This is a genomic window from Hyphomicrobium zavarzinii ATCC 27496 (genome assembly GCF_000383415.1).
GTDB classification, from domain to species: Bacteria; Pseudomonadota; Alphaproteobacteria; order Rhizobiales; family Hyphomicrobiaceae; genus Hyphomicrobium_C; species Hyphomicrobium_C zavarzinii.
The window spans coordinates 53,514-78,249 of record NZ_KB911262.1 but is presented as its reverse complement, the minus strand read 5'-3'; the positions used below and the strand labels follow the sequence as shown (position 1 = coordinate 78,249).

Here is a 24,736-nt window from a genome sequence, read left to right as displayed (position 1 = left end):
CATGTCAGCCATCGCCAAGCAGATGATCACCAACCTCGCGGGCCCGGGCTTTGTCCCCCCCACGCTTTCCGCACGCAAACGCTATCCGTTCGTGTTCATCATCGACATATCAGGCTCAACAGGGATGGAGCCTGACCCCGACATCCACCACATCAACAAGGCCATCAGCATCCTGCTCGATACGCTGCGCAACCCAACCCCCTCCAGCGAACTGCAGAAGCAGGTGGATAGCTTGGACATCTGCATCATCTGCTACTCCGACAGGCCGCGCGAAATCGTCCCATGGTCCATCGTCCAGAACCTTCCCCCCGCCGTGCAAACCCTGACACCGGAATACGCCACGGGAACCGGTGCAGCCATCGAGATGGCCCTGCAGCAGATCAGCAACCGCCTCCACTATTACCAAGACCCAAACAACAACTTCGCATCGGGAATGCCTCACATCATCCACATCACCGATGGGGCGATGACCGACATGAAACCCGGGGATGCCCGCTGGACCCAGATCAAGCAGCGATTGGACAACATCAACGGGGTCACCAACCCCGAAAAGAAAACGGTCACCATGCTGCACTTCGTGTCCCCGAAAGGCTGTGACCGCGAACGCATCAACATCAACGGCCGCATGATGACCGGCCAGCAATTGCTGAGCGAGCTGACAGGGCCCGATACCGTCTTCGAAATGGGCCGCGAGATCGGCTCGTTCGAAGTGCTCATCCGCCTCATCACGGTCGCCATCACCAGCATCACCAAGAACTTCGGTGCAATGAACGGCGTGGACGCCATGCGCTCCGCCATCGACAGCGCCGCAATCTCGCTGCGCACCAGCAACGTCACGCAGATCCCCTGATGCAACACCCCGCGCCGCTCCCCATCCGTCATGACCTTCCGCCCTTGGCTCGCCTCGAAACCAACTGGGTGCCCCCATGGCTCATCGCCCGCGTCGCCCAGCATGGGCCATGGCATTACCAGAACGGTGCCCCCATGGACGACAGCCACATCATCGGCGGCACCTCCGGCGCCTTCTGGATGGCCGCCGCCGACGGAGTCGGCTCACAGCCAAGAAGCCGCCACGGCAGCTCTGCCGCGTGCCTGGCACTCGACGCTTATCTCGGCGCCGCTCTCACAGGCGGCGCCGACTTAACCCGCACCCTCCTGCTTGAAGGCTTCAATGCGGCCCACCTCGCCATCCAAGACCTTGCCGCCCGCGAAGGAAGACCCGCCTACGAATATTCAACCACGCTCGCGGCCGTCATCGTCAAGCGCAACACCATCATCGCAGCCGCCGTGGGTGACAGCGGCATTGCCGTCGGAAGCAACCATGAAAACGAGAAGGGGGACAAAGTTTATGCCCTGACGCCCTTCTGCTCCGCCCCCCAGCCAGAACGCGCCACCTACACCATCGCCGACCCCAACTGGCTCAACTACGTGACGAGCAGCGAGAGCTGCAGCCCCCACATCACAGCCGTCATCATCGCCACCGATGGGGCCAACAGCTTCTTCCTCGACGGCAACCGCTTCAAAGCCGATTGGCCCGAAACCCTCGAAGGCCGCGTCCGCGAGCTGGGCCCGCTGACCTTCGTCAACACCTTCGCCCATTTCATCCAGCACCAACCACCCGAGAACCACGATGACAGGACGCTTCTCGTCGCCTACCGCCCGCCCCATCACCTCGCCCCACCCGCTGCGCAACCCCGGTGACTACACACAATCCTCCTTCGTGCCCGCGCTCGACGCCCTGCTTGGCGACCCTGCCGCCGAGTTAAGCGTGCCCGTCACAGATCTCACCGGCATGGCCGACAGGAAGCAGTTTGCGCGCTTCATCAACGACCACGTCAACAAGGATGCGCCAAGCAAGATCGCCTACGCCGCCGGTGCCGTCATGAATATCCTGACCCTCAACCCCGCCGCCCAAGCCGCCCATACCGCCAAGCACCTCAACGACACGTGGAAGCACACCAGCAAGGTCAAGGAGCTCTACCGCACCGTTGACCAGTTTACGGCGGCAAGACCCGTGCTCTCGCTCACGGATAAGGAACGGGCGTTCCTCAGAAGCAATGCGGACTTCACCGCCCAACACCAGATGACTCCAGACCAGTGGGGGGAGTTTCTCGCAACTCTGATCTGGAACGACGGCAAGTGCCGCCTCGACCCCGCCCCCTCGATCGCCGGCCTTGCCGCAACCCACATCGCCCATGATGTGGTGCGGACCTTTCTCCAGCACTGGATGGACAAGCACGAGGTCTTCCTCGCCTCCACGGCCGCCGACATCGCCAAGCGCGCCCAAAACCTTCCTGCTTCAAAAGGAGGTGTCCCAAACGCCGTTCTCCACCAAGCGCTCGATACCGGCGCCAAATGGATGGACCTCAACGCCCTCCGCTCGAGCCGCTATTATTCCGTGACGGAAAAGCCCGAAGCCCTCCTTCTCGGTTACGAACCTCAAAGCGGGGCGCCCGTGTGTTTTGCAGGCGCAGAAAGCCTCATCACCATCGGAGGGCCGGGGTCGGGGAAGAGCCAATGCCAGGTCATCCCAAATCTCTTGCGCTACAAAGGAAGCGCCATCGTTCTCGACGTGAAAGGGGAGCTGTGGGATGCAACAGCGGGGTACCGCGCGAAAAACTACGGGCCCGTCTACCGCTTCGCCCCCACCGACCGGTCGTTGACGACCAACCGCTACAATCCATTTGACTTCATCTCGCAGGACCCCTCCACCGCCGCCGATCAGGCAACCGTGCTCACCTATCAAGTCGTCGTCGATGACCCCAACCTCAAGGAACCCTATTGGGAGAACCGGGGCCGCGACCTGATGTGGGCGTTCGCCATGATGGTTGCCGTCAAGGCACCTCCCGACAAGCGCACCATGAAAGGGTTGGCCGAGCTGATGAGCGTACCCTTCAGCGAAGACCCAGACAGCGACATCCAGCAGCTTCTCGAGTCCATGATCCGCATGGCAAAGCGCACCGGCATCTTCGATCTCGAGGCCGCAGCTAACGCCATCCGCGCCGGTATCAAGGCGGGGGGAACACGTCTGGAAGGCGTGCTGGACACAGGACGCCGCTACCTTTCCGTATTCACCCGCTCGCCCACCATCGAACAAACCATCAGCACATCGGATTGGCGGCCAGAACATTTCCGAACGCGGCCAGGCACAACGCTTTACATCTGCGTCCCTCCCGCGGAGCTCAAAGCCTATGCCCCCATCATCCGCATCATGCTCATCCAGCACACGCGCATCCTGATGCGGAAACAAGCCGCGCAAGGGGAGTTGCCCATCACCTTCTTCCTCGATGAAATGCCCCAGCTCGGAAATTTCGAAAGCATTTTGGAGTTGCAGGACGTGGGACGCGGCTCAGGATTGCGCTTGTGGATGTTCGCCCAATACATCGCCCAGCTGGAAGCCGCCTTTGGAAACAAATATCAGGGCGTGGTCGATGCCTGCCGCTCACGCAGCTTTCTGCAACCCGACATGCAGCTGGTAAAGCTCATCCAACCGGGGCTAGGGACAACCCGGAACCCCTTCACCGGTGAAACCAAAAAACTGGCCGAGGACCACGACCTCGTCGGACGCCTTTACGACGACAAAGTCATCCTGACCACCCGTGGAGACCACCCGATGGCACTCGACAAGCGCTACGCCTGGCAAACCGATAAAGCGAAGATGTTGCCGCCCCCACACCCACATTCATGCGCTAGCCACGCTCTCGCTCGTGGTCACGCCGGTAAACCCGTTCACCCTGTTGCACCGCGTCGGCCTTGACCGGCTCCCGTATTCCTTTTCCGGCCGAGACCCCCACTGCGCGAGACAGCGCTTGATCAGACGCATACCCCCGCAACTGTTTCAATCCCGGATATTCGTTGGCTACCTCACCGGGAATACGGAGTGCATGCCGTTCCAACAAGGCATCCAATTCCTTCTCCGCCGTGTCCCGCGCGTAATCCTCTTCGGTCCTGCCCCGCATCCGTTCATGGGCCAGCAACAATATGCCAACGGCCTTCTCCCCTTCGCCGCGCTCGATAGCCAGCGCCCGCAGCTTATCCTTGCTCCAGCTCATGCCGTCACCGTGCTTTCCACTCTTACGCCATCATAGTTCACATGCGCCCCCACCTGACGGCGCTTCATGCCAACCGCTTCCGCCACTTTCTCGAACTCATTATGAAATACCGCGAACGCGAGAGGAACCGCATGTCTCTCACGGCACCACGCCAAATAGGCTTCCCAAACGGCAGAGCTTCCAACGCAGCTATATTCATCCGGATGAAGCCGGTCCGCGGCAAATGTCGCCACCTGCCACCCAAGCTCTTCGACCTTATCGCCCATCGCGCTCCCGCTCCCGATAACTTTCGACAATATCCCGCGCAAGACGCTCACGGTCCACCTCAATAAGCCGGTTCAAGGCATCCTGATGTAACAGTGCCTGCTGCACCGAGCCGACAAACCCACTTGGCAATCGCCCTTTGGGAAGCAGCTGAACATCTCGGGCAGTTGACGGCCAGCGCACCACGTTCACCTCGGCGGTAATGACGTAGCACCCCAAACCGTCTAGGCCCGCATCGCCCAAATACCCCTTCGGAATCTCCATCGACAGCATCTTGGTAATCGGCCGGTGAGAAATCGGAACAAGACGAAGGCGTGCGCCATCCGGCTCACATTTTGTCTGCACGATAAGACAAGGACGCCGTTTCAGCCCCCGGTCATGACCAGCAGCCGCTTCCCACGACCACAGATACGAGAACCCGACCACATCTCCAGCTTTTGGACGGAACTCCGGCACGTCTCCCCCACAGCCAGCCACCCGAGAGATCATTAAAGTGTAGAGGAAACAGCACTTCCCGTCACCATGTTTACACACCGTAGACGCGTTTGACCCACGCTCCGCCAAAGAAGAAAGCGAGCCATCCCGCCTTCCTTACATAGGTATCAGGATGTACCCCCCTCCATATATCGAAGCGGCTTGTCCCGGTTACTGGCATCGCCGCAACAAACCTTTTCAGGTTCGCTGTGACAGGCCCACGCGGTACCAGTCGCATCGCATACTTGGCATACCTCCTCCGCTCCCGGCAGGCAGCCAAGGTTGGACGCGGACTCCGTCATTTCCTTGCCGACATCAAACGGGCAACCGTCGCAGTAGCCTTAGCCTACAGTCTGCATGAGTTGTTTCCTTTCACCCATGCCTGACAGCAGAGAGGTTCGCCACGGGGCGGCACACGCCCCGGGGCCTGTTTGACTCCCTTGCGAAGCCCCTCTCTCGCCGTCAATCAGAACGCGGTCTTTCTGCAGACCTGACAGTACCGGCCCATCATTCCAACATCCCCGTCAGCTGCCCTGCGCATAGCCAAGTGGAAGGCCATCACGCGCTTAATCTTCGCGTGCAACAAAACGTGATATCCGCCTAGATACCCCTAGCTACCCGATACCCCGACCACTTGAAAATGCCCATTGTATAGGTGTTTTTCATTGCCCATCGTCTGTCCACCGGCAGCAGCCGGATGTTTTGGTTCTTCCAGACAAAGGACAGCAGCATGGCGAAAACATACGACAAGCCCGACCGCGGCAACTTCCGCGCCTTCAAGAACAACAGCAAGGAAATCGGCGACGACCGCCCCCTGTTTCAAGGCAAGCTGACGCTGCCCAACAGCAAGGATGAGCGCAGCTTCGCGCTGTGGCCCTACGCAAGCGAAAAAGATGGCGCAACCATTCTCTCCGGAAGGGCAGGTGTGTCGGCCAACTCGCAAATTGCGTCCTACACCCAGCCCGCAAAGGAAACAGTGCAGAAGCTCGCCGTGGAGATTCCCTCCAAGAGCGGAGGTGAGCCGTTCAAGCTCGAGCCCGATTCCCTGATCCTCTTCACCAACAAATCCAAGGACGCCGATAACCAGGAACGCCCCGACTACTACGGTTTCTATAATCCCGGTGACGGCAAGCTCCAACGCGTCGCGGCGTGGTCACAGCTCGACCGCTATGGAAACCCCATGCTCACCGGATCCGTCCAGGCCTACGACCAAAACAAGCAGATGGAGCAGGACGCGGAACGGCCCGCGCAATCCGCCCATAACATGGCCAGCGACCGCGAACTGGAACACGCGCGCTAAGGCCCTTCGCTTCTACTCAGCCGGGGGGCCGCTCAAGCGGCTCCCCCTTTTTATGGAGGCGCCATGAACATCCACTTCGACATCAACCAAGACTTTATCGATCTGCACCAACAGCACCGCGAAGGTAAGATTTCTCGGGAAGAGTACGACAACAAGCTTCGCGCCATCCTCATCGCCGCCGACAAGGTGGCGTTGCGTCCACCCCGCCCTTCCAACCTTACCCCCATCATAGAAACCGAACACTCAGGCCCGCTCACCTACGAATGGAATGCCGACGGCAAGCTGACCCTCAGCGTCAACGCCGCAATCGAGGACCAGCCGCGCCTCAATGCATACCCCCGTCACCTCCGCCAAGCAGCCCGCGTCGAACTTGACGCCAACCTCACGGAGAAGGAGGCAGCGAAGTTGCGTGCCGCCCGAACGGCTGGTGATTTCTTCTACCAAGCGGTCATGGACGACCTCTTGTGCTGCCGCGCCGGCGAGATGCTCCAGCGCCAAGGCCCCGACGCGAAACGGGCCGTCAACATCGACGAACGGTTCCACCTCGGAGACAACCCGGACGTCATCCTCAAAGAAGACCTTCCTTCGCTTGTGCACGGCGCCGTGCGCGACGACGAGATGGAGCGATGACCATGGGAGACCAAGACGTCCCCCGCGTGCGCTACGCGGAACGGCATGACGGCTCTTACGACATCACCGTCATCAATGGTGATGCCCCTTCACTCCGCATCGACAGCTACCCCGAGCACATCCGCAAGGAGGTTCAGACCACCTTCCAGTCAACACTCACGCTTTCCGAAATGCGAAAGCTGCGTGCCGCCCAAGACATCGGCGAACCCGCCTACACCGCCGTGTGGGACGACCTTGTCTCCCAACGCGCCGAAGAACGCCTACGCAACCCCTCCGCCTTCACCCCCGGAACTTTGGAGACTGGACGCGATGCCCTCACATCACCACACCGCTCCTACCTTGCCCCGGAAACGGAACGCAACCGATGACATCGACACCTTACGCTTCTCACTTCGGCTCATGCTGGACTTCCATGGGCCCGCCGCCGTCATCAATTATGCAACCGACCACAACATCCGCTGCGAAATCTGTTGCACATGCGGATGGATGCCCCACCATGATGGAGAATGCCTGATGTGCGACCTGCCCCTATGACCGGTCCCGTTCAGGCTTATGCAGGGAAGGGGAACGCTCAACAAGCGCCGCCATGTCTTCCTTGTTCCGCTCTGAAATCCGCTTCACCGCGTGCGTGACCACACCCCTGAAGGCCGCGTCGCCGATCCGTGACGCGGCCTTCTGCATGGCTTCCCATTCCTCCGGTTCCAAGGCATCCAGAAGGGCGTTCAGCTCGGTTTCAGCCCATGCTGCATCAACCCCGTCCTCTTCTGTCCACCCCTGTGCGCGCGCATACAGCAACGCCGCCTCTTCCGCCTTATTGGATGCCCCTTGGCGCAGCAGCGCCTTGGCTTCAAGGACAGCCTTGAACTCACCCTTGCTCCACATGGCCCGCGACCCTTGTTGTTCTTTCGCGACGCACACCCTCATGCACCGGGTGTGCCAAGGCACCCTGCCACCCCAGTGTCCTTAGCGGCAAGAAAACAACAACGCTTCACAACGTGCACTGTGGGCGCTTTACCCCACCAAGGCCGGCGCTATAGTGAAACTTCAACCGCGGAGGACAAAACCACCAACACGCAACCGGACCTTTCATTTACACCCGTCCCGTCAATGCGTATCGCGTGGTTCCCGCATGCTGCCTGTCATTTCGCACACCTCCACAGTGGAGGACCTCTTCTCCTCCCGCATCTTCATCGCCGCCTCCGTCCAGCGCACCTACCAGTGGAATACGTCCGAATGTGAAACCCTGCTCGCCGATCTGGTGCGGGCGTGGAGCGCACAAGCCTCTTCTCCGGAACCAGCGACCGCTGACCTTTCACTCGATGAAGAGATCGACGCCGATCTGGGGCTACTCCCTACACCCAGCATCCAGCCCGCGCTTCCCGATTATTACCTCGGCGCCATCGTCACCCGAACCGCTCCAGACGGCGCCGTCGAAATCTACGATGGCCTGCAGCGCATCACCACGCTGACCATCCTGATCTCCGTCCTGCGCGATACCGTGGACGATGACCTTCTGAGCCAACGCCTCGACAAACTCATCAATCAGGACGGCGACAAACCCCGCCTCTTGCTTCCCGAGCGCCACCCCGCCCTCTGGAAGGAAATCCAGAAACGGGGAGAGGCGGGGAAGGTGCGAAGATCATCGGTCGCCAACGACTTCCAGCACCGCGTGCGCGAAGCCGCCCGTACCTTCCGCTCCGCCGCCAATGCCTGGAGTCCGGCCCAGCAAGCCTCCTTCGTAGAGTTCCTTCTCAATCGCGTGGCCATCGTCATCGTCCACGCCGCGGCCGGACGATTGGCACGCCAGATCTTCGTCACCACCAACCTCAGGGGACTCCCCCTCAACCAGGCCGACCTGTTCAAAGGGCAAATCCTCGACATCGCCCCCGATGAAGCCACCGCCGCCGACATGGAAAACAGCTGGTCCGTTATCCAACACGCGGTGGGCAACGATCTCGTGCCATTTCTGACAACGGTCGATTTCATCACGCGCAGGCAGGAACAATCGGCCGACCACCTGCAGGAGCTGATCGATTACCTCGGAAGCAAAGTAGGGCCGCACAAAATCAACGAATGGCTGAAACGGCTCTCCGTCTTCGCCTCCGCCTGGAAGCATCTTGATAGAAAACTGGAAAGCCCCGGAAGCACCCCTTTGGACGTCAACATCTGGCGGCTGAGCCTGTTCAAATGGCAGCAGTGGAAGCCACTCGCCCTGCTCTGGCACGCAAACTACCTTTTGAAGACCGCCAAAGGCATATCGTCATCGTCTGAAACAGCCCACGCCCGTCATTTTGCGCAGCTGCACCGCCGCTGCATGGCCATCACCCTTGCCAGCCTCAACCAATCCCAGCGCTCAAATCTGTTCGCCCAAGCCATCACCCAAACCATCAAGGGCAACAACTGCCTGTCAGGGGCCTTGCTCATCACGGACGTCCTTCAAGACCGCATCGAGGATAAGCTCTCCAACCCGTTCACCGACGAAGACCGCCGCATCGTTCTCTTCCGCTGGCTGGAGTCACTCTGCTGGGATGTTCCCCCGCTCTACATCAAGGATGGAAGTATCGAACACGTGCTGCCACAGAACCCCCATCCGAACTCTCAGTGGTTCATTGATTTCTCAGACGAAGACAGCCGCCACGACAGTTGCCACAGCATCGGAAATCTCGCCCTCATCGATCCGGAAACCAACACCCGGCTCGCCAATGCCGATTTCATTCACAAGCAGCAGATCTTTCTCGAGGCTTCCGGCCGCTTCCGCTCTTTGCAAGGGTTCGAGCAATCCACCGCCTGGACTGAAGACGACATTCAGAGGCGCACCCAACTGCTGAAACAAGACATAGTGAAGCAGCTGCATCTCACGCCGCGCTCCACACCAAAGCGCAGGGCCCAGAGTGAAGCGGCAACTGCACGCCCAATGTAAGGAAGGGTTCGCGTCACAAGCTACCTCGATGCCGAAAACTTGCTGAGTCTGAAGCCGCAATCGAGCCCGCTTCCGCGCAAGCGGAAGGCGTCCCTGCCGGGACGATGGGTCGATGACCTCGAAACGATCGTAGCGGGCCTCTCTCGCAAGAGAGATGACGCACCGCGCGGGTTACCTGTGAGGCATCTCCTCAAAAGCACCCCTTCCTGAGGCGGTACCCCCGACCTCGTAAAGAACCTTGAGCCCGGCACAGGACACGCTCTTTGACATCATGAATCGTTGAATCGATTTCTCGGTACTTCACCGGTGTTGCCAGACCTTGACTGCCGAAAGGACAAGGATGGCTGCCAGCATCGGCAGTAATAGAGCGCTTGGCACAATGCCAAGCAACAACCCGCCTATGAACGTACCGACCAGTGAACCCGCCGCCATAGTAAGCAGAAATCCTTTGTTCCTGCTAATTACCGAGAAACTCCCGTCCCGGCTGTAGCGTGTGAAGCCCACCAGCATTGTCGGAAGACTGACCGCAAGCGACAGACTGCCTGCCAGCTTGATGTCGGTGCCGAACAGCAGCACCAGCGTCGGGATCAAAAGCTCCCCACCGGCAACGCCGAGCAAAGACGCCACCACGCCGATCGCAAAGCCCGCCGCCACACCTGCGACGGCCAAGGGAATGCCGGAAAGGAACGGGCTGGATGAGGTCGACGCATCATGGCCGAACAGCAGAACCGCGGCGATGACCACCAACAGCCCCGCGATGATCCGGTAGAGCAAGGCCTGCTTCATTTTCACCGCCCAGCTTGCCCCGAACCAAGCACCAAGCAGGCTTCCCGCAAGTAGGTTGACGATGATGGGCCAGTTGGATGCAATCGCCGAGAACGGTACCGTCGCCGCCCGAAACGGCAAGGCAGAGGCCACCACCACTAGACTCATCGCCTTGTTGAGGATCACAGCCTCCAGCGCTGCAAATCGGAACACGCCAATCAGTAACGGCAGCCGGAACTCCGCACCGCCAAGGCCAATCAGGCCGCCAAGAGTACCAATCACCGCCCCGCCGCCGAAAGCCCAGAATGGCCGCTGGGTGTTGACGTTCGTATCAAATTTCTGATCCATCAACGTGGTTCAATCCCATGAGCAAGGGCACCCACATGAAGGCCGACGACAACCTCGACGACGTGCAACTTCGCATCATGATCACGCCCGAGGTGAGGTTCGGGCCGGGAAAGGCCAACCTGCTCGAAGGCATCAAGGATACCGGCTCCATCGCCGCAGCCGGCCGCCGGATCGGCATGAGCTACAAGCGCGCCTGGTATCTCGTCAATGCAATGAACAGCCACTTCAATCTCCCCCTTGTCGAGTCCACCAAGGGCGGAACGGCCGGTGGCGGCGCCTCCTTAACCCCTTTGGGTGAGGAGCTTTTGTCTGTTTACCGCACCATGCAGCGACTGACAGAGAAAGCCGTGCTGCCAGAGCTCCGGCGCCTGCGCCGCAAAGCATCACGCAGAAGCGCGATATAGCAACATGGCTATATCGACCCACAATGGTTGTGTCAACGAATGCGTTGCTGCGTTAGGCGCGTAGTATGACGAAGTATGTGAGGTTTGGCGGCCCCCTCCCGGAGGTCGGGTCACGCCCTATCGCGCGGCGAGCCGCGCGACCGAGCCCGCAAGCGGTCTCGGCCCGTTCGGGTTGCGGTCGTTGCCGCAAGTGAAGTGAAGGAAGTGGGTTGCGCCCTAAACGTGCCCTTGACGCGACCACCCACCATCAAAGAACGATCGTTGGCGCGGCACGCGGCACGGCCACAGACACCAATAGCCCGCGTGAGGGATGAAAGGAGAGAAGAGGGAGGGGCATGAAGGGCGAACCGGCCAGAAGCCGAGAGAGGCCGCCGGTTCCCAACCAAGGAGCCCGCCCATGCAGAAACCACAACAAACCACCCAACCCGCAATCCTCGCGCCGGAAGGCCCCTATGACTATGCGCAGTGCCCTCCGTCGTCGCCGTGGGGACGCGTTCAAGAGACAACCATCCTCATGTGGGCCTACAGTCCCGATGGAACACGTGTCCCGGTGCTTTGGCAGGTCCATACCGCAGGCCATGGCGGTACCCGCGTGCACCGCCAGCTAGCCGCGCGCTTCCTCAACCGGCTTCCGAAGGAATGTCACGCCTACGGCGGCAACAGGCTCTGGTATGAGGAAGATTGCGAAAGCAACGTGCCGCTATTCATCTTCTATAATGGCCTCGACCCCTCGTGCTGGCTTGTCACGGAAGGTCAGCAGTTCCCGCGCGAGCGCTTGATGGAAAGCATCAGGCGCTGGATGCCGGACACGGTTGATGCCGTGTGTGCCATTGCAGCGCGCTTCGATGCCGTCCTCGTCAAAAACGGCCATACGTTGAGAAGCCCGCTTCCCGCGCAACACTCCGTCTAGCCCCCTGAGCCGTTTATCGATGCCACGCTTCGGCGCATTGCGCCGGAGCCGCTTTCGTTCATCCCCATGGAGATACGTCATGACCCAGGAACGTCCCCGCATCGTCTACTGCACATACACCAACCGCATCATCGATTTCGTCCGCGATGGCGCCGGTGAAACCGACATCCAGGCCATCGCCCGCCTCAAGGGGGAATACGGCACCGAGCTAACCACGCTACCCGCCCATGAAGCCCAAGCCCGATACGAAAATAGCTTCAAGACGCCGGTGCAGGAGATTACCGCCGAAGCTTTCGACGATGCCCTGAACGTGCTTCCGCCCGAAGACTGGCGCCGTGGGCGCGGCGCCGAAAGCTTCAAATGCATGGAGAGAATTGCCGGAGCGGTGACCTCAATCTATGTCGCCGTGGCAAACCGCTACTTCACCTTCAACGATCACATCCGCACGCCACATGACCAGTGCTGCGAACGTGTGATGGCATTCATCGCCGCCCATCCGGTTCCCACGACAACCGCGCCGGAGGCAAGCACATGACCATGCAAGCGCGCTTCACTTTCGATGCCCGCGATGAAGAGCTCCGCCAGCAAGGACTAATCTACTGGAACACCACAAATGACCCGCGCGTCGGGGATTACGTCACGCTCGGGGACGGAACCCTCCACCGCATCAGCACCAAATCCGGCACGTCCTTCCAGCTGTCAGATCCACGCTTCGGAGCCAGCTTCCATTGGTGCTGGTGGTACTGCTCCTACTCGGGAGGCCATCAAAGGGCACTCCACGCTCTCTCTTCCTTAGAAGACACCGGCGAAACCCGCGACGGAGACGTCTGGGTCTTTCACCACGACCAGGCTGGAGCCCACCGCGGCGTCACCTGCACCATCCCATGCAGGATCTACCGCCTTACCCATTAACCGAAAAATGGAGACCACTCATGTCAGCTTCCCTTGCAGACCACGCCATCGAAATCCTCCAGAAAACCAACGATGGGGAGGACCTAGACCCCAAGCACCTGAAGATCGTCGAGTACGCCGTCAACGGCCTGCTCAACCAAACAGGCTTGCACCTCTTCTACGACTTGCTCGAAAACGTGCGCGGCGGTTACGTCCGGCCATGGTTCCATGGCGTCGAGCACGTCACGCGCAATCATCAGGGCTACGTGCTGTGGAAGGGCGTCGCCATCGAGCACTACAGCGGGGCCTACGCCCACTCCGACGAAGCCGCCGAGAATATCCGGGAATTGGCGCGACGCTGCGCCATCCTTGAAGGGAAGGGGGTCACTCCCGACACCAACAGCGTCGTCTGGCAATGGAGCGAATAACAGGCAGCACGCTTGCGCCCGTGTGTCCCATGCCGAATACTTCACCCATGTCCATCCACCCCAACCTGCAACTGCTCCTGCACATCATAGACCAATACCCCGGCTCTACCGTCGTCGAGCTCACCGAGCACCTGAAACCCTACGCGCCCGCCCACGACCCGCACACGCAGCAAGCCGTGCGCACAAGATTGCGGGCTTTGCTGGCAGCAGGCTTTGTTCAGCTCGGCCATAAGGGCAAACCCCGCACTTACCTCCGCACGCATCAAAGCTACCGCGTCGTTCCCAGTCACGGGCCTTTCGACCCGGAAACGCCCCGCCGCAGACCTCCAAAACAGGCCCAGAGATAGAGCACGGCCCGCAAAGGGTGCCGGATACTCCAGCACAGAGGGTGCAGGAGAAACGGCGCAATCCTGATCCGGAGGCCTGCCCATGTCGCTTCTTCAAGCGCCCGCAATACCTGTTACAGCACTCATCCCGCCCGAGGACCCTGACCGCCCCGACCGCAGCAAAGCTGCTGGCCTCCTGTCTGCCGGCGAACGGCTGCTGATCCATCTCGCCCGTGGACACGCCCCTTCCGCGCACGACATCCGCGCCGCCATGGAGGAGGCTTTCGGTGCATCCGACAGCACGGGCGCGTGGGTGTGGAAGGACGCCTACGAAGCCTTGGAAATAGCACAACTCTTATTCCTGCGCCGCTTCCTTCCCAGCATGCGCAAATCCGCAAAGGACCCAAAACAGCTGCTCTCCATGCTGCAGAGACTGGGCGACCTCATCCCCACCCACACCAGGCGCAGCGAAGACTCCATCGGCCTGCAGCAGTTCTCAACCCCGCTGGAACTCGCCTTCCTTGTTGCGGAAGCAGCCGCCATCACAGCCGACGACGTGGTGCTGGAACCGTCAGCGGGCACCGGGCAGCTGGCCATCTTCGCGGAAGCCGCCGGCGCTTCGCTTCATCTCAACGAGCTTTCCCCCACCCGCGCCGATATCCTCGCCACCCTGTTCAACACCACGGTCACCAGCTTCAACGCCGAGCAGATCCATGATCGTCTCGGTGATACCGTACAGCCCACCGTCATCATCATGAACCCGCCGTTTTCGGCTTCTCCGAACGTCACCGGCTCCATGCGCGGTGTTGACCTCCGCCACGTCAAGTCAGCACTCAACCGCCTAGCGCCCGGCGGCCGCCTGGTCGCCATGACCAGCGCCGGACTATGGCCACACAACCCGCAATGGAAAGAAGCGTTCGACCAGCTGAGCAAGATCGCCACCCTGCGCTACACCACCGCCGTGAGCGGCAAGATGTTCCAACGCCATGGAACCACCATCCCCACCCGGCTCAGCGTCTTCGACAAGCTTCCGGCCGCAGACGCCGATGCCAAATGCAGCGCCGAGGACGCAATCAGCCCCCAGCGCATTCTCAGCGACATCGCCACTTGGGTACCCGCACGCGCGCCATGCGCCAAGCGCATCACCGTCACCCTCAACACACCCCTCAGCAAGCCACACCCCAAGCCTGCACAACACTCATCCGCAGCATCGTCTGCGCCAGCCCATGTCATCAGAGGCAGCGAGATCACCTACAGCCTCGTTGACGCGCCGGCCACCACCGCGTCCCAGGGCCTTTATCAAAACTACGCGCCGGAGCGCATCAAAGTGGACGGCGCATGCCCGCCGCCAACCGCGCTGGTGCAATCGGCCGCCATGGCTTCGGTCAAACCGCCCGCGCCCGCGTACAGGCCACATCTCCCCCCGGATGTGATCAAGAAAGGCCTGCTCTCCGACGCCCAGCTTGAATGCTTGATCTACGCCGGCGAAGCCCATGCTCGCCTGCTAACCGGCCATTGGACTGTGGATGACACGCTCGACCACGTCTCGGCCGCCACGTCCGACACCGCAAATGCCGTCCAGTTCCGCCGGGGCTTCTTCATCGGCGATGGAACCGGTGTGGGGAAGGGACGCGAAGTCTCGGGCATCATCCTCGACAACTGGATCAAAGGACGCACCAAAGCAGTGTGGGTCTCCAAATCCGACACGCTGCTGGAAGACGCCCAACGCGACTGGAGCGCGCTCGAGCAAGAAAAGCTGCTGATCGTGCCCCAATCCCGCTTCAAGCAAGGAAAACCCATCCCGCTCTCGCAAGGCATCCTGTTCACCACCTACGCCACGCTCAGGTCAACGGAACGGGAAGGAAAGAAATCACGGCTCGCGCAGATCACCGATTGGCTGGGGCACGATTTCGACGGCGTCATCATCTTCGATGAAGCCCACGCCATGGGCAACGCCGCTACCTCCAAGAACGACCGCGGCACCAAGAAGGCGTCGCAGCAAGGCATCTGCGGTTTGCGCCTGCAGCATGCCTTGCCCAATGCCCGCGTCGTGTATGTCTCCGCCACCGGCGCAACCACCATTGAAAACCTTTCCTATGCGCAGCGCTTAGGGCTTTGGGGCAACGACGACCTCCCGTTCCCCACCCGCGCCGATTTCGTCGCAGCCATGCAGCAGGGGGGTATTGCGTCATCCGAAGTTCTTGCCCGCGACTTGAAAGCGCTTGGATTGTATATCGCCCGCTCGCTCAGTTACGAAGGCGTCGAGGTGGATATTCTGGAGCACGCGCTTACGGAGCAGCAGATCGACATCTACAATCACTACGCCCGCGCCTACAAAGTCATACACACCAACCTGCACGAAGCCCTGAAGGCATCCGGCATCTCCGATGAAGCCGGCGCCACGCTTAACAAGAATGCCAAGTCTGCCGCGCTTTCCGCGTTTGAAGGTAACAAGCAGAGATTTTTCAATCACCTCATCACGGCCATGAAGGTGCCGACGCTGCTGAAGGCGTTGCAGAAGGATTTGGATGATGGAAAGGCATGCGTCATCCAGCTGGTCTCGACCTCGGAAGCCTTGATGGAAAGACGCCTCTCGCAACTGTCGCCATCGGAGATGAACACGCTCAACTTCGACGTCACACCGCGTGAGTATGTGCTGGATTATTTGCAGCACAGCTTCCCCACCCAGCTCTTCGAAACCTACAGCGACGAGGAAGGGGAGCTGCAATCCCGCCCCGTCTTCACCGAGGACGGCCAGCCTGTGTTTTGTAAATGGGCTGTTGAACAGCGCGATTTCATGCTCGAACAGCTGCAGCTACTTCCCCCCGTACAAGCCGCCATGGATCAGATCATCCATCACTTCGGAACCGACATGGTGGCCGAGGTCACCGGGCGCTCGCGCCGCATCGTGAAGAAACCGGGCGTGACGGGATTTGAGCTCTGCATTGAGAACCGCAGCGGAAGCGCCAACCTTTCCGAAACCTCCGCCTTCATGGATGACCGGAAACGCATCCTCATCTTCTCCGATGCAGGAGGAACCGGGCGCAGCTACCACGCCGACCTCAATTCTTTGAACCAGCGCCCGCGCGTGCACTACCTCCTCGAAGCCGGATGGAAGGCCGATACCGCCATCCAAGGACTTGGGCGTTCCCACCGCTCCAACCAAAAGCAGCCCCCGCTGTTCCGCCCCGTCGCCACTGACGTGCGCGGCGAAAAACGCTTCCTCTCCACCATCGCCCGCCGCTTGGACAGCTTGGGCGCCATCACACGCGGGCAACGCCAGACCGGCGGGCAGGGGATGTTCCGGCCCTCCGATAACCTGGAAAGCACTTACGCGCGCGACAGCCTGCGCGCCTTCTACAGCCGTCTTCACAAAGGGATTGTTCCCTGCACCACGCTGCAACAGTTCCAAGACGCAACCGGGCTCAAGATTGTGGACCGCGATGGAACGATGCTGGAAGACCTGCCGCCGATTTCACGCTTCCTGAACCGCGTGCTGGCGCTGGAAATCCAGATCCAGAACGACATCTTCGCCTATTTCGAGACCCTGCTGGAAACGCGCATTGAGCGCGCCAAGGCCGCCGGAAGCTTCGATGTGGGGTTGGAAACCATCACCGCAGAAAGCTTGACGGTTGAAACGCGACAGCTCATCGCCAGCAATGCGGCGACAGGCGCCGAAACGCTACTTCTCAAAATCCGCCAGAAGGACCGGACCAAACCACGGACGCTAGACAGCTTGCACGAATACCTGGGCTACCGGGGCGCCGTCCGCCTCGTGAACAGTAAATCCAAGCGCGCCGCCCTGCAGATACCCACCTCATCGCTGATGAACGAGGATGGCACGCTCGAAGACCGGGTACGCCTGTTGCGGCCGATGGAATCCACCGCCGTACCGGTCAATTCCATGCCTGAAAGCAACTGGGAGCCTTGCGACCAGAAAACTTTTGAATGGCTCTGGACCGAAGAGCTGAGTTCCTTGCCCGAGTTCACCGAGAGCACCTTCCATGTCATGACCGGGTTGCTGCTTCCCTACTGGAAGCGCCTGCCGCTCAACAACCCGCGCGTCTACCGCTTCACCACCGATAAGGGGGAAGCCCTTATCGGCCGCCTTATCCCCACGGAAGTGTTGGGCGCCTTCACGCAAGACAAACCCGACCTGACGCCGGAAGAAGCCTGGGACCACGTGCTCAACAACGGCATCCTACGCCTTGAGGATGATCTGCTGGTGAAGCGCATCACGACCATGCACGCGCCCCGCATCGAGCTGTTGGGGTTCACGCAAGGCCAGTACCAACAGCTGAAAGCCATCGGCCTCTTCGCGGAAACCATCGCCTGGAAGCTTCGCCTGTTCATTCCGACTGGCTCTCTTGAAGGACCGCCAATCCTCGCCAAGCTGCTCCGAGCGCACCCCATCCGCTCCACCACGTTCTAAGGAGGCGCGTCATGGATTTCAGAACCCTCTCACGGCGGTTGGCTGATAACGCCGAAGCGGTCTGCGCCCATTACCTCTCCAACGGACGACGGCATGGGCACTATTGGCTGGTGGGGGACGTGTTCAACACGCCCGGCCGCTCTCTCTATGTGCGGTTGTTTCCAACCCATGGCGGCAAACCCGCAGGGAAATGGGCCGATGCCGCCGACCCTGAAAAGCACGGAGATCTTCTGGACCTCATCCGCTGGAACCGGGGGATTTCCTCATCGGCCGAGCTGCGCCGCGAAGCCATGGACTTCCTCTCCCTTCCCATCAAAGCTCCGGCAGCACCACCAGCTCCCCGCAACAGCGCGCTCGCCGCTTCGCGCCTGGTCCATGCCTCGACCCCCATCATAGGAACATTGGGCGAGCAATACCTGCGACGGCGCGGCATCACCGCGTCGCTGGATCTGAAGGCGCTGCGGTTCCACCCCGGCTGTTATTACAAACCCGACCGCGACGCCTTATTGGAAACCCACCCCGCCATCATCGCCGCCGTGACCGACCTTGCGGGCACCATCACCGGTGCCCTGCGCATCTATCTCGATCCTTATGACGTAGATAAAGCCCATCTCGAGTTTCCGCGACTTTCCATGGGTAACGTGCTCGGAAACGGCATCCGGCTTGGAATCGCCCACGACGTCATGGCAGCGGGTGAAGGGCTTGAAACGATGCTCGCGCTGCGATCTCTGATGCCCACCATGCCGATGGTTGCCGCCACGTCCGCTTCCCACCTTGGCGCGCTCGAGTTGCCGTCAACGCTCAAGCGCCTGTACATCGCCGTCGACAACGACCCGGCCGGGATGACGGCGGCAGAATGCTTGTCGTTTCGACATATCGACAACCCCATCGACATCCAGCTGCTCCAACCTGTCTATGACGACTGGAACAGCGACCTGCTCAGGCTCGGACCAGACCTCGTGCTGAGAGAGCTAAGCGCCCTCCTTGTGGAACCCGACCTGGGACACGTGCTCTCGATGCCACGTCGAAACATCTCCTAACCTTGCAGGCACAGCCTATATGATGCATACGGATCATATGCCGTTGCCTGCCAGCCAGTTCCGTAATCCCGAGATCGTCGCCTCACGCGGACATAACTGGGCAGACAAAAGGTCCCACGGGCGTATTCAGATCGCGCTGGACGCCGCCATATCCGATCTCATCCGTGTCATCATGGTGAGCAGCGATCCCCAAACAAGCACCATGCTGGACGCCCAGCTCTATCGGATGACCACGCGCTTCACCGTTGTCACCCGTGCGCTCCATCGCCGAAGCAGAACCTCTGTTGAATGGGAGCTCCACAGATCCACTGTTTCCGCTCTCGAACATATAGCTTACGCCCTCGAAAAGCTCGAGCACTGCGCAAAAGCAACATCCCCTCATGCTGACCAAACACGATCAGCGTACCTTGCCCTCCATGCATACGAAGCGAAGACCATGGCACTCGAAGCCGACGCGCGCAGCGCAAGAAGCTTCATGACCAAGGGCCCTATGTCCGGCCTCGCTCACCTAGCCGGGATCATACGGGATACTCCAAATTCCCCCGATGCAATCTTGCCTCTTGCTCGCCTCGTTCCATTGGCCAGATCCATCCCGCACGATAGCCTTTTGAACCAGGATACTCCCGGCGGACGGGCCTATCTCGACGCATACGCGCGCATCCGAGATATCGCCCGCGCCAACATCGACACCAATCCAAGAGCAACAACACATCATGACGTCTCGCGCTGATACCACACTCCGGCTCCGCCTCGGCTCCCAGCGCGATGGATTGGGCTTTCTCTACGGATTGGATCCTCGATGACGAAGAGGTCGCTCGTGTCCCAGAACACAGCCAAGCCGCAACCGTTCTGACCCAATGCTGATGTCGTCCTTCCCACGTCGGCAGCGTCGGTACCGTCCCCCGTCATGAATTGTAGAAAACGCGATATTTTCTACACATTGTTTCGGAGTTCCGTCCCAAGCTCTTGCCCGTGTTTGGCCCTGTGCCAGAGAAATCGGCGGCCAGCCTTTGAACGACCCGCTCGGCCACTTGGCCGACTTAACGCCTGTAAAACACTCTGCATCAGCCCGCACCGCGGAACGCTATATCTCGTGGCTGTTGCTCTTAGCAGTGGGTTGCGAAATGGTTTGGGCTGGGTTCTTTCACGTCTTTTTTCCCGAGACTGCAGCCTCCTTCATCAACTGAAAGGTCAGCCCATTCCAGTTCGAGATCGGTGTCGCCGATCTCTCCATCGGATTAGTTGCCATCGCCTCCTTCTGGAGAAGCCTTGAGTTCAAGAGCGCAGTCGTCGCCTACGTCGTGCTGTTCTATATCGGCGTCGCTATCGGCCATGTGCATCAGACACAAGTTGCAGGCAACTTCTCGCCGGGCAACTTCGGACTGCTCCTCCTTATGACGGTCGCCAAAGTCCTGCTGCTTACCGGACTTCTGTGGGAGTCGTGGCGCGAGCGTGAGAGGATCGACCGCTAGACGATCTCATTAGGGAACAAGCAACCCATGAGACCCTTTTCAACAACTCGTTTCACAATGACTTAAGCGTTATCTTCAAGACACACAGACACCCGCAAACCACTCCCTCTTCTATCCGGCACACGCGCTCGCGCCGTATACTGTCCTCATGAAGCCAGCCCGCGCTCGGCCCGATACCGACGCCATCATCGACGCATGGCTTTCATCGGCACGCCTTATCATCGACTCCGGCGCCACGATTGCAACCGACACCTTCCTCTTCGGCCGCGGCTTATCTCCGTCATCCCGCAAGACCTACTACCATGTGCTCAAGCGGTTCATGGATTGGGCAGTCGCCAATGAAATCGACAGTCTTGCCGATGTGACCCCGCGCCACGTCGCAAGCCATATTGAAGGGCTGATGCCGCGCACGGCCAAAACCCGGTTGACCAACCCCGGAAAATCCAAGCTGCTCTGCCGTGCCGTCATAGCCACCTATTTCGATGTCCTGCTCGCATCCGACATCGTCGAAGCAAACCCCGCAGCCAGCTATCGGTCACGCGGCCATTCCCGGCAGACAACCCCCACACCGGCCCTCACGCCTGCCGAGTTGCTACGCCTGCTCGATGTCATTCCCCGCGAGACTCCACTCGGAAAACGAAACCGCGCCCTTCTTGGACTGCTGGCGGGCACCAGCTGCCGCATCGCCGCCGCTTTGGGGCTTACGCGCCAAGCGCTCACTTCGGTTCAAGGCGTATGGCGTGTCACTCTTATGGAGAAAGGACAGATCCCCCACACCATTCCTCTCACGCCTGCGGTCTGGAGCCTGATCAATCCGCTGCTAGATTTGGGGCATGACGTAGAAGGCGACTTCATCTTTCCCGCTTGGGACATGCGCCGTAAGCGCCTCATTTCAAAGCCCATGCGTTACATCGAAGCCTACCGCACCATCCAATCCATTGCAGTGTCCGCCGGCATCACCGACAAACTCGTCACTCCCCACAGCTTCCGCGCCACCGCCATCACTGCCCTGCTCGATGCAGGCCACGACATCGTCATCGCCCAGCGCATCGCGGGGCACGCCGACCCCGCCACAACGCGCCGTTACGACCGAAGGGAGAAGACCGTTATGGAGGAGGATGTGGGGCACCTGGAGAAGGCGCTCGAGTTGGACAATGCCTGAAAGCTCATGCCCCCCCACGGTCCCAACCAATTGCGTCAACCTCACCCGCCGACGATACGCAACGCAGCGCCATCAAAGTAATTCATCTCTTTCCAGTGCTTCAGCTGAACCTCCAGACGAAGCAGCCGCTTGTTCCACGGACCACACTCCGGTCCAAGGGAGTTGATGACCTGCCACTCCCCGTTAAAGAAGACCTCCAACCTGATAGGCCCTCCCTCCTTGATCGGAGGAGAGGGCCTGGACATCGCACCATCGGGCATGACATTTCCTCATCAAATGGACTGCACGTAGACACTGGTCTGCACACTCCATCTGCCCGAAGACGCATGCCTCCTCATGGACAGGCCGGGGGCACTTCCGTTCAGGGGTTGTCCTTGACAAACGCATTCCCCTGACTCACCACGCTATTATGCTTCACCCTCCCGACACGCTCGAAACATGGCTGTCCGATCTTCAATCGGCGCTCAACGACAGCGTTACCTACGCCAGAGAACGACACAAACAACCGGACCTATCCCTCAACGCCCTCATCAACCTGGTGTGCGAGGATCGTGAAGACTTCGACAGCCTCACCAGGACGCTCCGCCGCGCCATCAAGGATTCAGCTCCCTCAAATCGCCACGTCATCAGCGAAGAGCTGTTCGATAGCCTGGACAGACACGTCTTCCTCCCCTTCCTCCCGGTTCATCGCCGGAAGCATCTGTTCCAATCCCATCAAACCGCCTTCGTCGAGCAGGTCCTGAAACGGCGCTACGCTCCCCGACGCCATGAACTTGCCCGCGTCGAGACCTTTCTGGAACATGCTCCCGTCTCCGTCACCGACCTTACAACGGCGGAGGGCTTCACGGCCCTGGTGTTCAACACCGTCTACGAACCCGCGCTCCGCGCCGATGCCGACACCGCCACCGCAAACCTCCGCCTTCTCCGCGCTGGCTTCGCCTTCGGGCACGATGCTCTCAGCTCTGGCTGCAAACGCACGAGAGCCTTTCAACGCGCCATCCTCCTGCTCATAGGCGCCTTCTCGCTCTACCGCATGGGGCACGAGGGCGAGACCGCCCTCGTCGCGGAAATGCGCGATGCCTATTCAGACGAACGCAACGACTACCTGCTCCACGGCATCCTCGCTCATCGCTACTTCCACAACCTCTTCAGCGAGGCTTCCAGCCATTCTCTCGATCTCATCCGGCGCGGACGAACCGGCACGTGGGGCAGCCTGTCAGGGAATGGCGTCTACCTGCTCCGCGCCGCTGACCTCGCCTTGGAGGAGGGCTTCCGCCCCGATCAAAAACCAAAAATCCTGCATGGCGCATCCCTCGCGGAACTCTTGAATGACGCCGCTGACGACTTGCAGCGACATGGCCGCCACGCCGAGCTTCACATCTGCCGCGCGACCGCCCTCAAGACGCATATCCTGCAAGGAGACGTGCAAGCGACAATGGAGGGGGTAGCCGCCATTCGTCAGGATCCAGCCTGGGCAACCACGCTCACACCCTACCGCCAAGCTCTCCTACTTGCCCTTGAAGCCCGAGCCAACTTCATTGCCTCAAGAGGGATCGACCGGCCGCTTCTGTTGGCGGCCGGCAGCCTCGTGCGCGAGCTGCGGATGCTGAAAAAGGTCCACCCGCATTTTCGGCTGAACCCCATCGACGAACTGTTCATCCCCGACCTCGAACGCGCGACCCTCGCTGTGTTCGGATCCACCGCCAACATGACGGCCTGAGCCAAGCTCGGAGGGCATCGGACGACGGCGGCCATTTCCCCGTGTCAGTTTCGTTCAACAGCCCCTGCATATGCTTTCACGAACGAAAGCATATGCACTGCCGTACAAATGGCCTTTGCTGGCCGATGGCCAAGACCCAGACGCCCTCGAGGCGAGGCTCGCCTATCATCTTCACCGTTTGCACCTTACCGGCGCACCGCTGCGGGAAGCCCTGAAAGGAAAGGCACTCCTTGCCACTGCCTTGTCTCAAGCACGCGCATCCGTCGATCAGACCTTCATCTCCGAGCTCGCCGCCGCACTAAATATCACGGCCGATGAATTAAGCCGCTCGCCGTCCGATGATGAAGCCCGAGAATGGGCTTTCTACCGAACTAGTGCAAGAAACCCGCAGGAAGTTTGGCGGCGCGCTTCCGAACTATGGACAAACAAGGGGGTTTCCAATACCCGAGCTGCCGCCATCATCGGTATGAAGCAACCCAACGTCGCCCGCGCCCTTAACGGTAAGCCAGCCGACATCTTTGATTGGCAGCATGCCCAGCGCCTATCAGACGCTATCAAAGTCTTTCCTCCAGAGGATTTTCTGCCACCCGAACAGCCCGCCCAAACAGAAAATCCCTCCCGCTAGCGGGGGTATATCACAGATTTCCACGCCTGAAGTTTGACGCATTCCGGCCCACTTCCCGGCCGCATTCACCCCCGAAATCTCACGCACGCGCCCACCGCGCATACACGTAACCAAACAGGCTCAACCGCGAACGCCGCGCAAATCCCTTGCGCGCGAACGCCCACCCATGGATTACCCGCCTCGTGAAAATCGAAACCCTCGTGGCCCGCTTTAGCGGCCGTTGCGTCTATTGCGGAAAGCACGTCAACACCGGAGAGCGCGGCCCGCATCCGGATGCTCCAAGCCGCGACCACTTCATTCCTCTTTCTCGCGGAGGATCACGAGGAGCGAAAAACACAGTCCTCGCCTGCCACAGCTGCAACCAGGCCAAAGGCAACATGGACCCCCGCCTCATCCTCTTCACATGGCTTTGGCTCAGCCCCGACAGCTTCCATGCCGCGCTTGAGCGAATCGACGGCCATTTTTCCGCTCCCAACAGACCACTGCACTGATCTCGCCCCCCGAAAGGACACCCATGCCATCATTCACCGAGGTTTTCGTGTCAAAGCGGCCGTTACCCCTTGTGCATCCCCT

At 60.2% G+C, this 24,736-nt stretch carries 25 protein-coding genes and 1 pseudogene; 20 read left to right on the top strand and 6 right to left on the bottom strand.

The annotated features are described in order from the left end of the window. The first annotated feature begins 1 nt into the window (after position 1). From F812_RS0118975 to F812_RS0118965, 3 genes are read left to right on the top strand one after another with little or no spacing between them, the layout of a single operon-like run. Positions 2-850, top strand: coding sequence for a vWA domain-containing protein (locus F812_RS0118975; RefSeq protein ID WP_020087562.1), 849 nt, complete (start codon positions 2-4; stop codon positions 848-850). Continuing rightward, complete coding sequence (locus F812_RS24695; RefSeq protein ID WP_083929262.1) at positions 850-1,701, top strand: protein phosphatase 2C domain-containing protein; 852 nt, start codon at positions 850-852, stop codon at positions 1,699-1,701. The genes F812_RS0118975 and F812_RS24695 overlap by 1 nt, the downstream gene beginning before the upstream one ends. Further along, the gene (locus F812_RS0118965) at positions 1,631-3,757 is read left to right on the top strand and encodes a type IV secretory system conjugative DNA transfer family protein (protein WP_020087560.1); all 2,127 of its coding nucleotides are present in this window, start codon (positions 1,631-1,633) and stop codon (positions 3,755-3,757) included. Before F812_RS24695 ends, F812_RS0118965 begins: the two co-directional genes overlap by 71 nt. Here F812_RS0118965 and F812_RS26190 read toward each other — a convergent pair. From F812_RS26190 to F812_RS26665, 3 genes are read right to left on the bottom strand one after another with little or no spacing between them, the layout of a single operon-like run. Next, a complete protein-coding gene (locus F812_RS26190; protein ID WP_083929261.1) occupies positions 3,690-4,052 on the bottom strand; it encodes a hypothetical protein in 363 nt (120 codons plus the stop codon). The genes F812_RS0118965 and F812_RS26190 overlap by 68 nt on opposite strands. Further along, a complete protein-coding gene (locus F812_RS0118960; protein ID WP_020087559.1) occupies positions 4,049-4,318 on the bottom strand; it encodes a primase-like DNA-binding domain-containing protein in 270 nt (89 codons plus the stop codon). The genes F812_RS26190 and F812_RS0118960 overlap by 4 nt, the downstream gene beginning before the upstream one ends. Then, complete coding sequence (locus tag F812_RS26665; protein WP_156827542.1) at positions 4,308-4,772, bottom strand: hypothetical protein; 465 nt, start codon at positions 4,770-4,772, stop codon at positions 4,308-4,310. Before F812_RS26665 ends, F812_RS0118960 begins: the two co-directional genes overlap by 11 nt. A 673-nt stretch (positions 4,773-5,445) precedes the next feature. On the opposite strand from F812_RS26665, the gene F812_RS0118950 reads away from it, so the two are divergent. The 3 genes from F812_RS0118950 to F812_RS0118940 all read left to right on the top strand — a co-directional run bounded on the left by F812_RS0118950 (position 5,446) and on the right by F812_RS0118940 (position 7,088). Beyond that, on the top strand, positions 5,446-6,090 hold the full coding sequence (locus tag F812_RS0118950) for a hypothetical protein (RefSeq protein WP_020087557.1): 645 nt from the start codon (positions 5,446-5,448) through the stop codon (positions 6,088-6,090). A 63-nt stretch (positions 6,091-6,153) separates the two neighbouring features. Beyond that, on the top strand, positions 6,154-6,720 hold the full coding sequence (locus tag F812_RS0118945; protein ID WP_020087556.1) for a hypothetical protein: 567 nt from the start codon (positions 6,154-6,156) through the stop codon (positions 6,718-6,720). A 2-nt stretch (positions 6,721-6,722) separates the two neighbouring features. Continuing rightward, positions 6,723-7,088: a hypothetical protein gene (locus tag F812_RS0118940; protein WP_156827541.1), complete on the top strand. Its 366-nt coding sequence runs from the start codon at positions 6,723-6,725 to the stop codon at positions 7,086-7,088. Positions 7,089-7,248: 160 nt separating this feature from the next. Here F812_RS0118940 and F812_RS0118935 read toward each other — a convergent pair whose 3' ends face one another. Continuing rightward, entirely contained in the window at positions 7,249-7,602 is a 354-nt protein-coding gene (locus F812_RS0118935) for a hypothetical protein (protein WP_020087554.1), read from the bottom strand. Positions 7,603-7,849: 247 nt separating this feature from the next. On the opposite strand from F812_RS0118935, the gene F812_RS0118930 reads away from it, so the two are divergent. After that, positions 7,850-9,640: a DUF262 domain-containing protein gene (locus F812_RS0118930; protein ID WP_083929260.1), complete on the top strand. Its 1,791-nt coding sequence runs from the start codon at positions 7,850-7,852 to the stop codon at positions 9,638-9,640. Positions 9,641-9,940: 300 nt separating this feature from the next. Here the strand turns inward: F812_RS0118930 and F812_RS0118925 are convergent, their stop codons facing one another. Next, positions 9,941-10,753: a sulfite exporter TauE/SafE family protein gene (locus F812_RS0118925; RefSeq protein ID WP_020087552.1), complete on the bottom strand. Its 813-nt coding sequence runs from the start codon at positions 10,751-10,753 to the stop codon at positions 9,941-9,943. A gap of 17 nt (positions 10,754-10,770) precedes the next feature. Here F812_RS0118925 and F812_RS0118920 point away from each other — a divergent pair, with 17 nt between their 5' ends. From F812_RS0118920 to F812_RS0118900, 5 genes are all read left to right on the top strand, one after another. After that, positions 10,771-11,157, top strand: a complete 387-nt coding sequence (locus tag F812_RS0118920) for a winged helix-turn-helix domain-containing protein (protein WP_245257713.1) — start codon at positions 10,771-10,773, stop codon at positions 11,155-11,157. Between the two features lie 397 nt (positions 11,158-11,554). Next, the gene (locus tag F812_RS0118915; protein ID WP_156827540.1) at positions 11,555-12,067 is read left to right on the top strand and encodes a DUF7007 domain-containing protein; all 513 of its coding nucleotides are present in this window, start codon (positions 11,555-11,557) and stop codon (positions 12,065-12,067) included. Positions 12,068-12,146: 79 nt separating this feature from the next. After that, positions 12,147-12,602: a hypothetical protein gene (locus F812_RS25740; protein WP_020087549.1), complete on the top strand. Its 456-nt coding sequence runs from the start codon at positions 12,147-12,149 to the stop codon at positions 12,600-12,602. Then, positions 12,599-12,979 carry a hypothetical protein gene (locus tag F812_RS0118905; RefSeq protein ID WP_020087548.1) on the top strand — a complete coding sequence of 127 codons (381 nt, stop codon included), beginning with the start codon at positions 12,599-12,601 and terminating at the stop codon, positions 12,977-12,979. Before F812_RS25740 ends, F812_RS0118905 begins: the two co-directional genes overlap by 4 nt. Before the next feature lie 20 nt (positions 12,980-12,999). Next, the gene (locus F812_RS0118900) at positions 13,000-13,386 is read left to right on the top strand and encodes a hypothetical protein (RefSeq protein ID WP_020087547.1); all 387 of its coding nucleotides are present in this window, start codon (positions 13,000-13,002) and stop codon (positions 13,384-13,386) included. A gap of 41 nt (positions 13,387-13,427) precedes the next feature. Here the strand turns inward: F812_RS0118900 and F812_RS0118895 are convergent, their stop codons facing one another. Further along, the gene (locus tag F812_RS0118895; RefSeq protein WP_156827539.1) at positions 13,428-13,616 is read right to left on the bottom strand and encodes a hypothetical protein; all 189 of its coding nucleotides are present in this window, start codon (positions 13,614-13,616) and stop codon (positions 13,428-13,430) included. Between the two features lie 199 nt (positions 13,617-13,815). Between F812_RS0118895 and F812_RS0118890 the strand changes: the two genes are divergently transcribed. The 8 genes and pseudogenes from F812_RS0118890 (at position 13,816) to F812_RS26185 (ending at position 24,654) form a co-directional block, all read left to right on the top strand. Then, a complete protein-coding gene (locus F812_RS0118890) occupies positions 13,816-18,144 on the top strand; it encodes a strawberry notch-like NTP hydrolase domain-containing protein (protein WP_020087545.1) in 4,329 nt (1,442 codons plus the stop codon). Between the two features lie 11 nt (positions 18,145-18,155). Then, complete coding sequence (locus F812_RS24685; protein WP_020087544.1) at positions 18,156-19,184, top strand: DUF7146 domain-containing protein; 1,029 nt, start codon at positions 18,156-18,158, stop codon at positions 19,182-19,184. A 19-nt stretch (positions 19,185-19,203) separates the two neighbouring features. Beyond that, positions 19,204-19,914, top strand: a complete 711-nt coding sequence (locus F812_RS0118880; protein WP_020087543.1) for a hypothetical protein — start codon at positions 19,204-19,206, stop codon at positions 19,912-19,914. 280 nt (positions 19,915-20,194) lie between these two features. After that, positions 20,195-20,656: pseudogene (locus tag F812_RS27305) on the top strand (DUF6790 family protein). Between the two features lie 148 nt (positions 20,657-20,804). Further along, the gene (locus F812_RS0118870) at positions 20,805-21,818 is read left to right on the top strand and encodes a tyrosine-type recombinase/integrase (protein ID WP_020087541.1); all 1,014 of its coding nucleotides are present in this window, start codon (positions 20,805-20,807) and stop codon (positions 21,816-21,818) included. Positions 21,819-22,227: 409 nt separating this feature from the next. Next, complete coding sequence (locus F812_RS0118860) at positions 22,228-23,538, top strand: hypothetical protein (RefSeq protein WP_020087539.1); 1,311 nt, start codon at positions 22,228-22,230, stop codon at positions 23,536-23,538. Positions 23,539-23,608: 70 nt separating this feature from the next. Beyond that, positions 23,609-24,163, top strand: coding sequence for a hypothetical protein (locus F812_RS26660; RefSeq protein ID WP_156827538.1), 555 nt, complete (start codon positions 23,609-23,611; stop codon positions 24,161-24,163). A gap of 182 nt (positions 24,164-24,345) precedes the next feature. Then, positions 24,346-24,654, top strand: coding sequence for an HNH endonuclease (locus F812_RS26185; RefSeq protein WP_198011238.1), 309 nt, complete (start codon positions 24,346-24,348; stop codon positions 24,652-24,654). Positions 24,655-24,736 lie beyond the last annotated feature (82 nt).

Coding starts and splice junctions, on each gene's coding strand:
- F812_RS0118975 (WP_020087562.1), top strand. CDS start 2: ATGTCAGCCATCGCCAAGCAGATGATCACCAACCTCGCGGGCCCGGGC.
- F812_RS24695 (WP_083929262.1), top strand. CDS start 850: ATGCAACACCCCGCGCCGCTCCCCATCCGTCATGACCTTCCGCCCTTG.
- F812_RS0118965 (WP_020087560.1), top strand. CDS start 1,631: ATGACAGGACGCTTCTCGTCGCCTACCGCCCGCCCCATCACCTCGCCC.
- F812_RS26190 (WP_083929261.1), bottom strand. CDS start 4,052: ATGAGCTGGAGCAAGGATAAGCTGCGGGCGCTGGCTATCGAGCGCGGC.
- F812_RS0118960 (WP_020087559.1), bottom strand. CDS start 4,318: ATGGGCGATAAGGTCGAAGAGCTTGGGTGGCAGGTGGCGACATTTGCC.
- F812_RS0118945 (WP_020087556.1), top strand. CDS start 6,154: ATGAACATCCACTTCGACATCAACCAAGACTTTATCGATCTGCACCAA.
- F812_RS0118940 (WP_156827541.1), top strand. CDS start 6,723: ATGGGAGACCAAGACGTCCCCCGCGTGCGCTACGCGGAACGGCATGAC.
- F812_RS0118935 (WP_020087554.1), bottom strand. CDS start 7,602: ATGTGGAGCAAGGGTGAGTTCAAGGCTGTCCTTGAAGCCAAGGCGCTG.
- F812_RS0118930 (WP_083929260.1), top strand. CDS start 7,850: ATGCTGCCTGTCATTTCGCACACCTCCACAGTGGAGGACCTCTTCTCC.
- F812_RS0118925 (WP_020087552.1), bottom strand. CDS start 10,753: ATGGATCAGAAATTTGATACGAACGTCAACACCCAGCGGCCATTCTGG.
- F812_RS0118920 (WP_245257713.1), top strand. CDS start 10,771: ATGAGCAAGGGCACCCACATGAAGGCCGACGACAACCTCGACGACGTG.
- F812_RS0118915 (WP_156827540.1), top strand. CDS start 11,555: ATGCAGAAACCACAACAAACCACCCAACCCGCAATCCTCGCGCCGGAA.
- F812_RS25740 (WP_020087549.1), top strand. CDS start 12,147: ATGACCCAGGAACGTCCCCGCATCGTCTACTGCACATACACCAACCGC.
- F812_RS0118905 (WP_020087548.1), top strand. CDS start 12,599: ATGACCATGCAAGCGCGCTTCACTTTCGATGCCCGCGATGAAGAGCTC.
- F812_RS0118900 (WP_020087547.1), top strand. CDS start 13,000: ATGTCAGCTTCCCTTGCAGACCACGCCATCGAAATCCTCCAGAAAACC.
- F812_RS0118895 (WP_156827539.1), bottom strand. CDS start 13,616: ATGGCCGAGCTGAACAAAGCCTGCTGCCAGCAAAGCCCGCAATCTTGT.
- F812_RS0118890 (WP_020087545.1), top strand. CDS start 13,816: ATGTCGCTTCTTCAAGCGCCCGCAATACCTGTTACAGCACTCATCCCG.
- F812_RS24685 (WP_020087544.1), top strand. CDS start 18,156: ATGGATTTCAGAACCCTCTCACGGCGGTTGGCTGATAACGCCGAAGCG.
- F812_RS0118880 (WP_020087543.1), top strand. CDS start 19,204: ATGATGCATACGGATCATATGCCGTTGCCTGCCAGCCAGTTCCGTAAT.
- F812_RS0118870 (WP_020087541.1), top strand. CDS start 20,805: ATGAAGCCAGCCCGCGCTCGGCCCGATACCGACGCCATCATCGACGCA.
- F812_RS0118860 (WP_020087539.1), top strand. CDS start 22,228: ATGCTTCACCCTCCCGACACGCTCGAAACATGGCTGTCCGATCTTCAA.
- F812_RS26660 (WP_156827538.1), top strand. CDS start 23,609: ATGCTTTCACGAACGAAAGCATATGCACTGCCGTACAAATGGCCTTTG.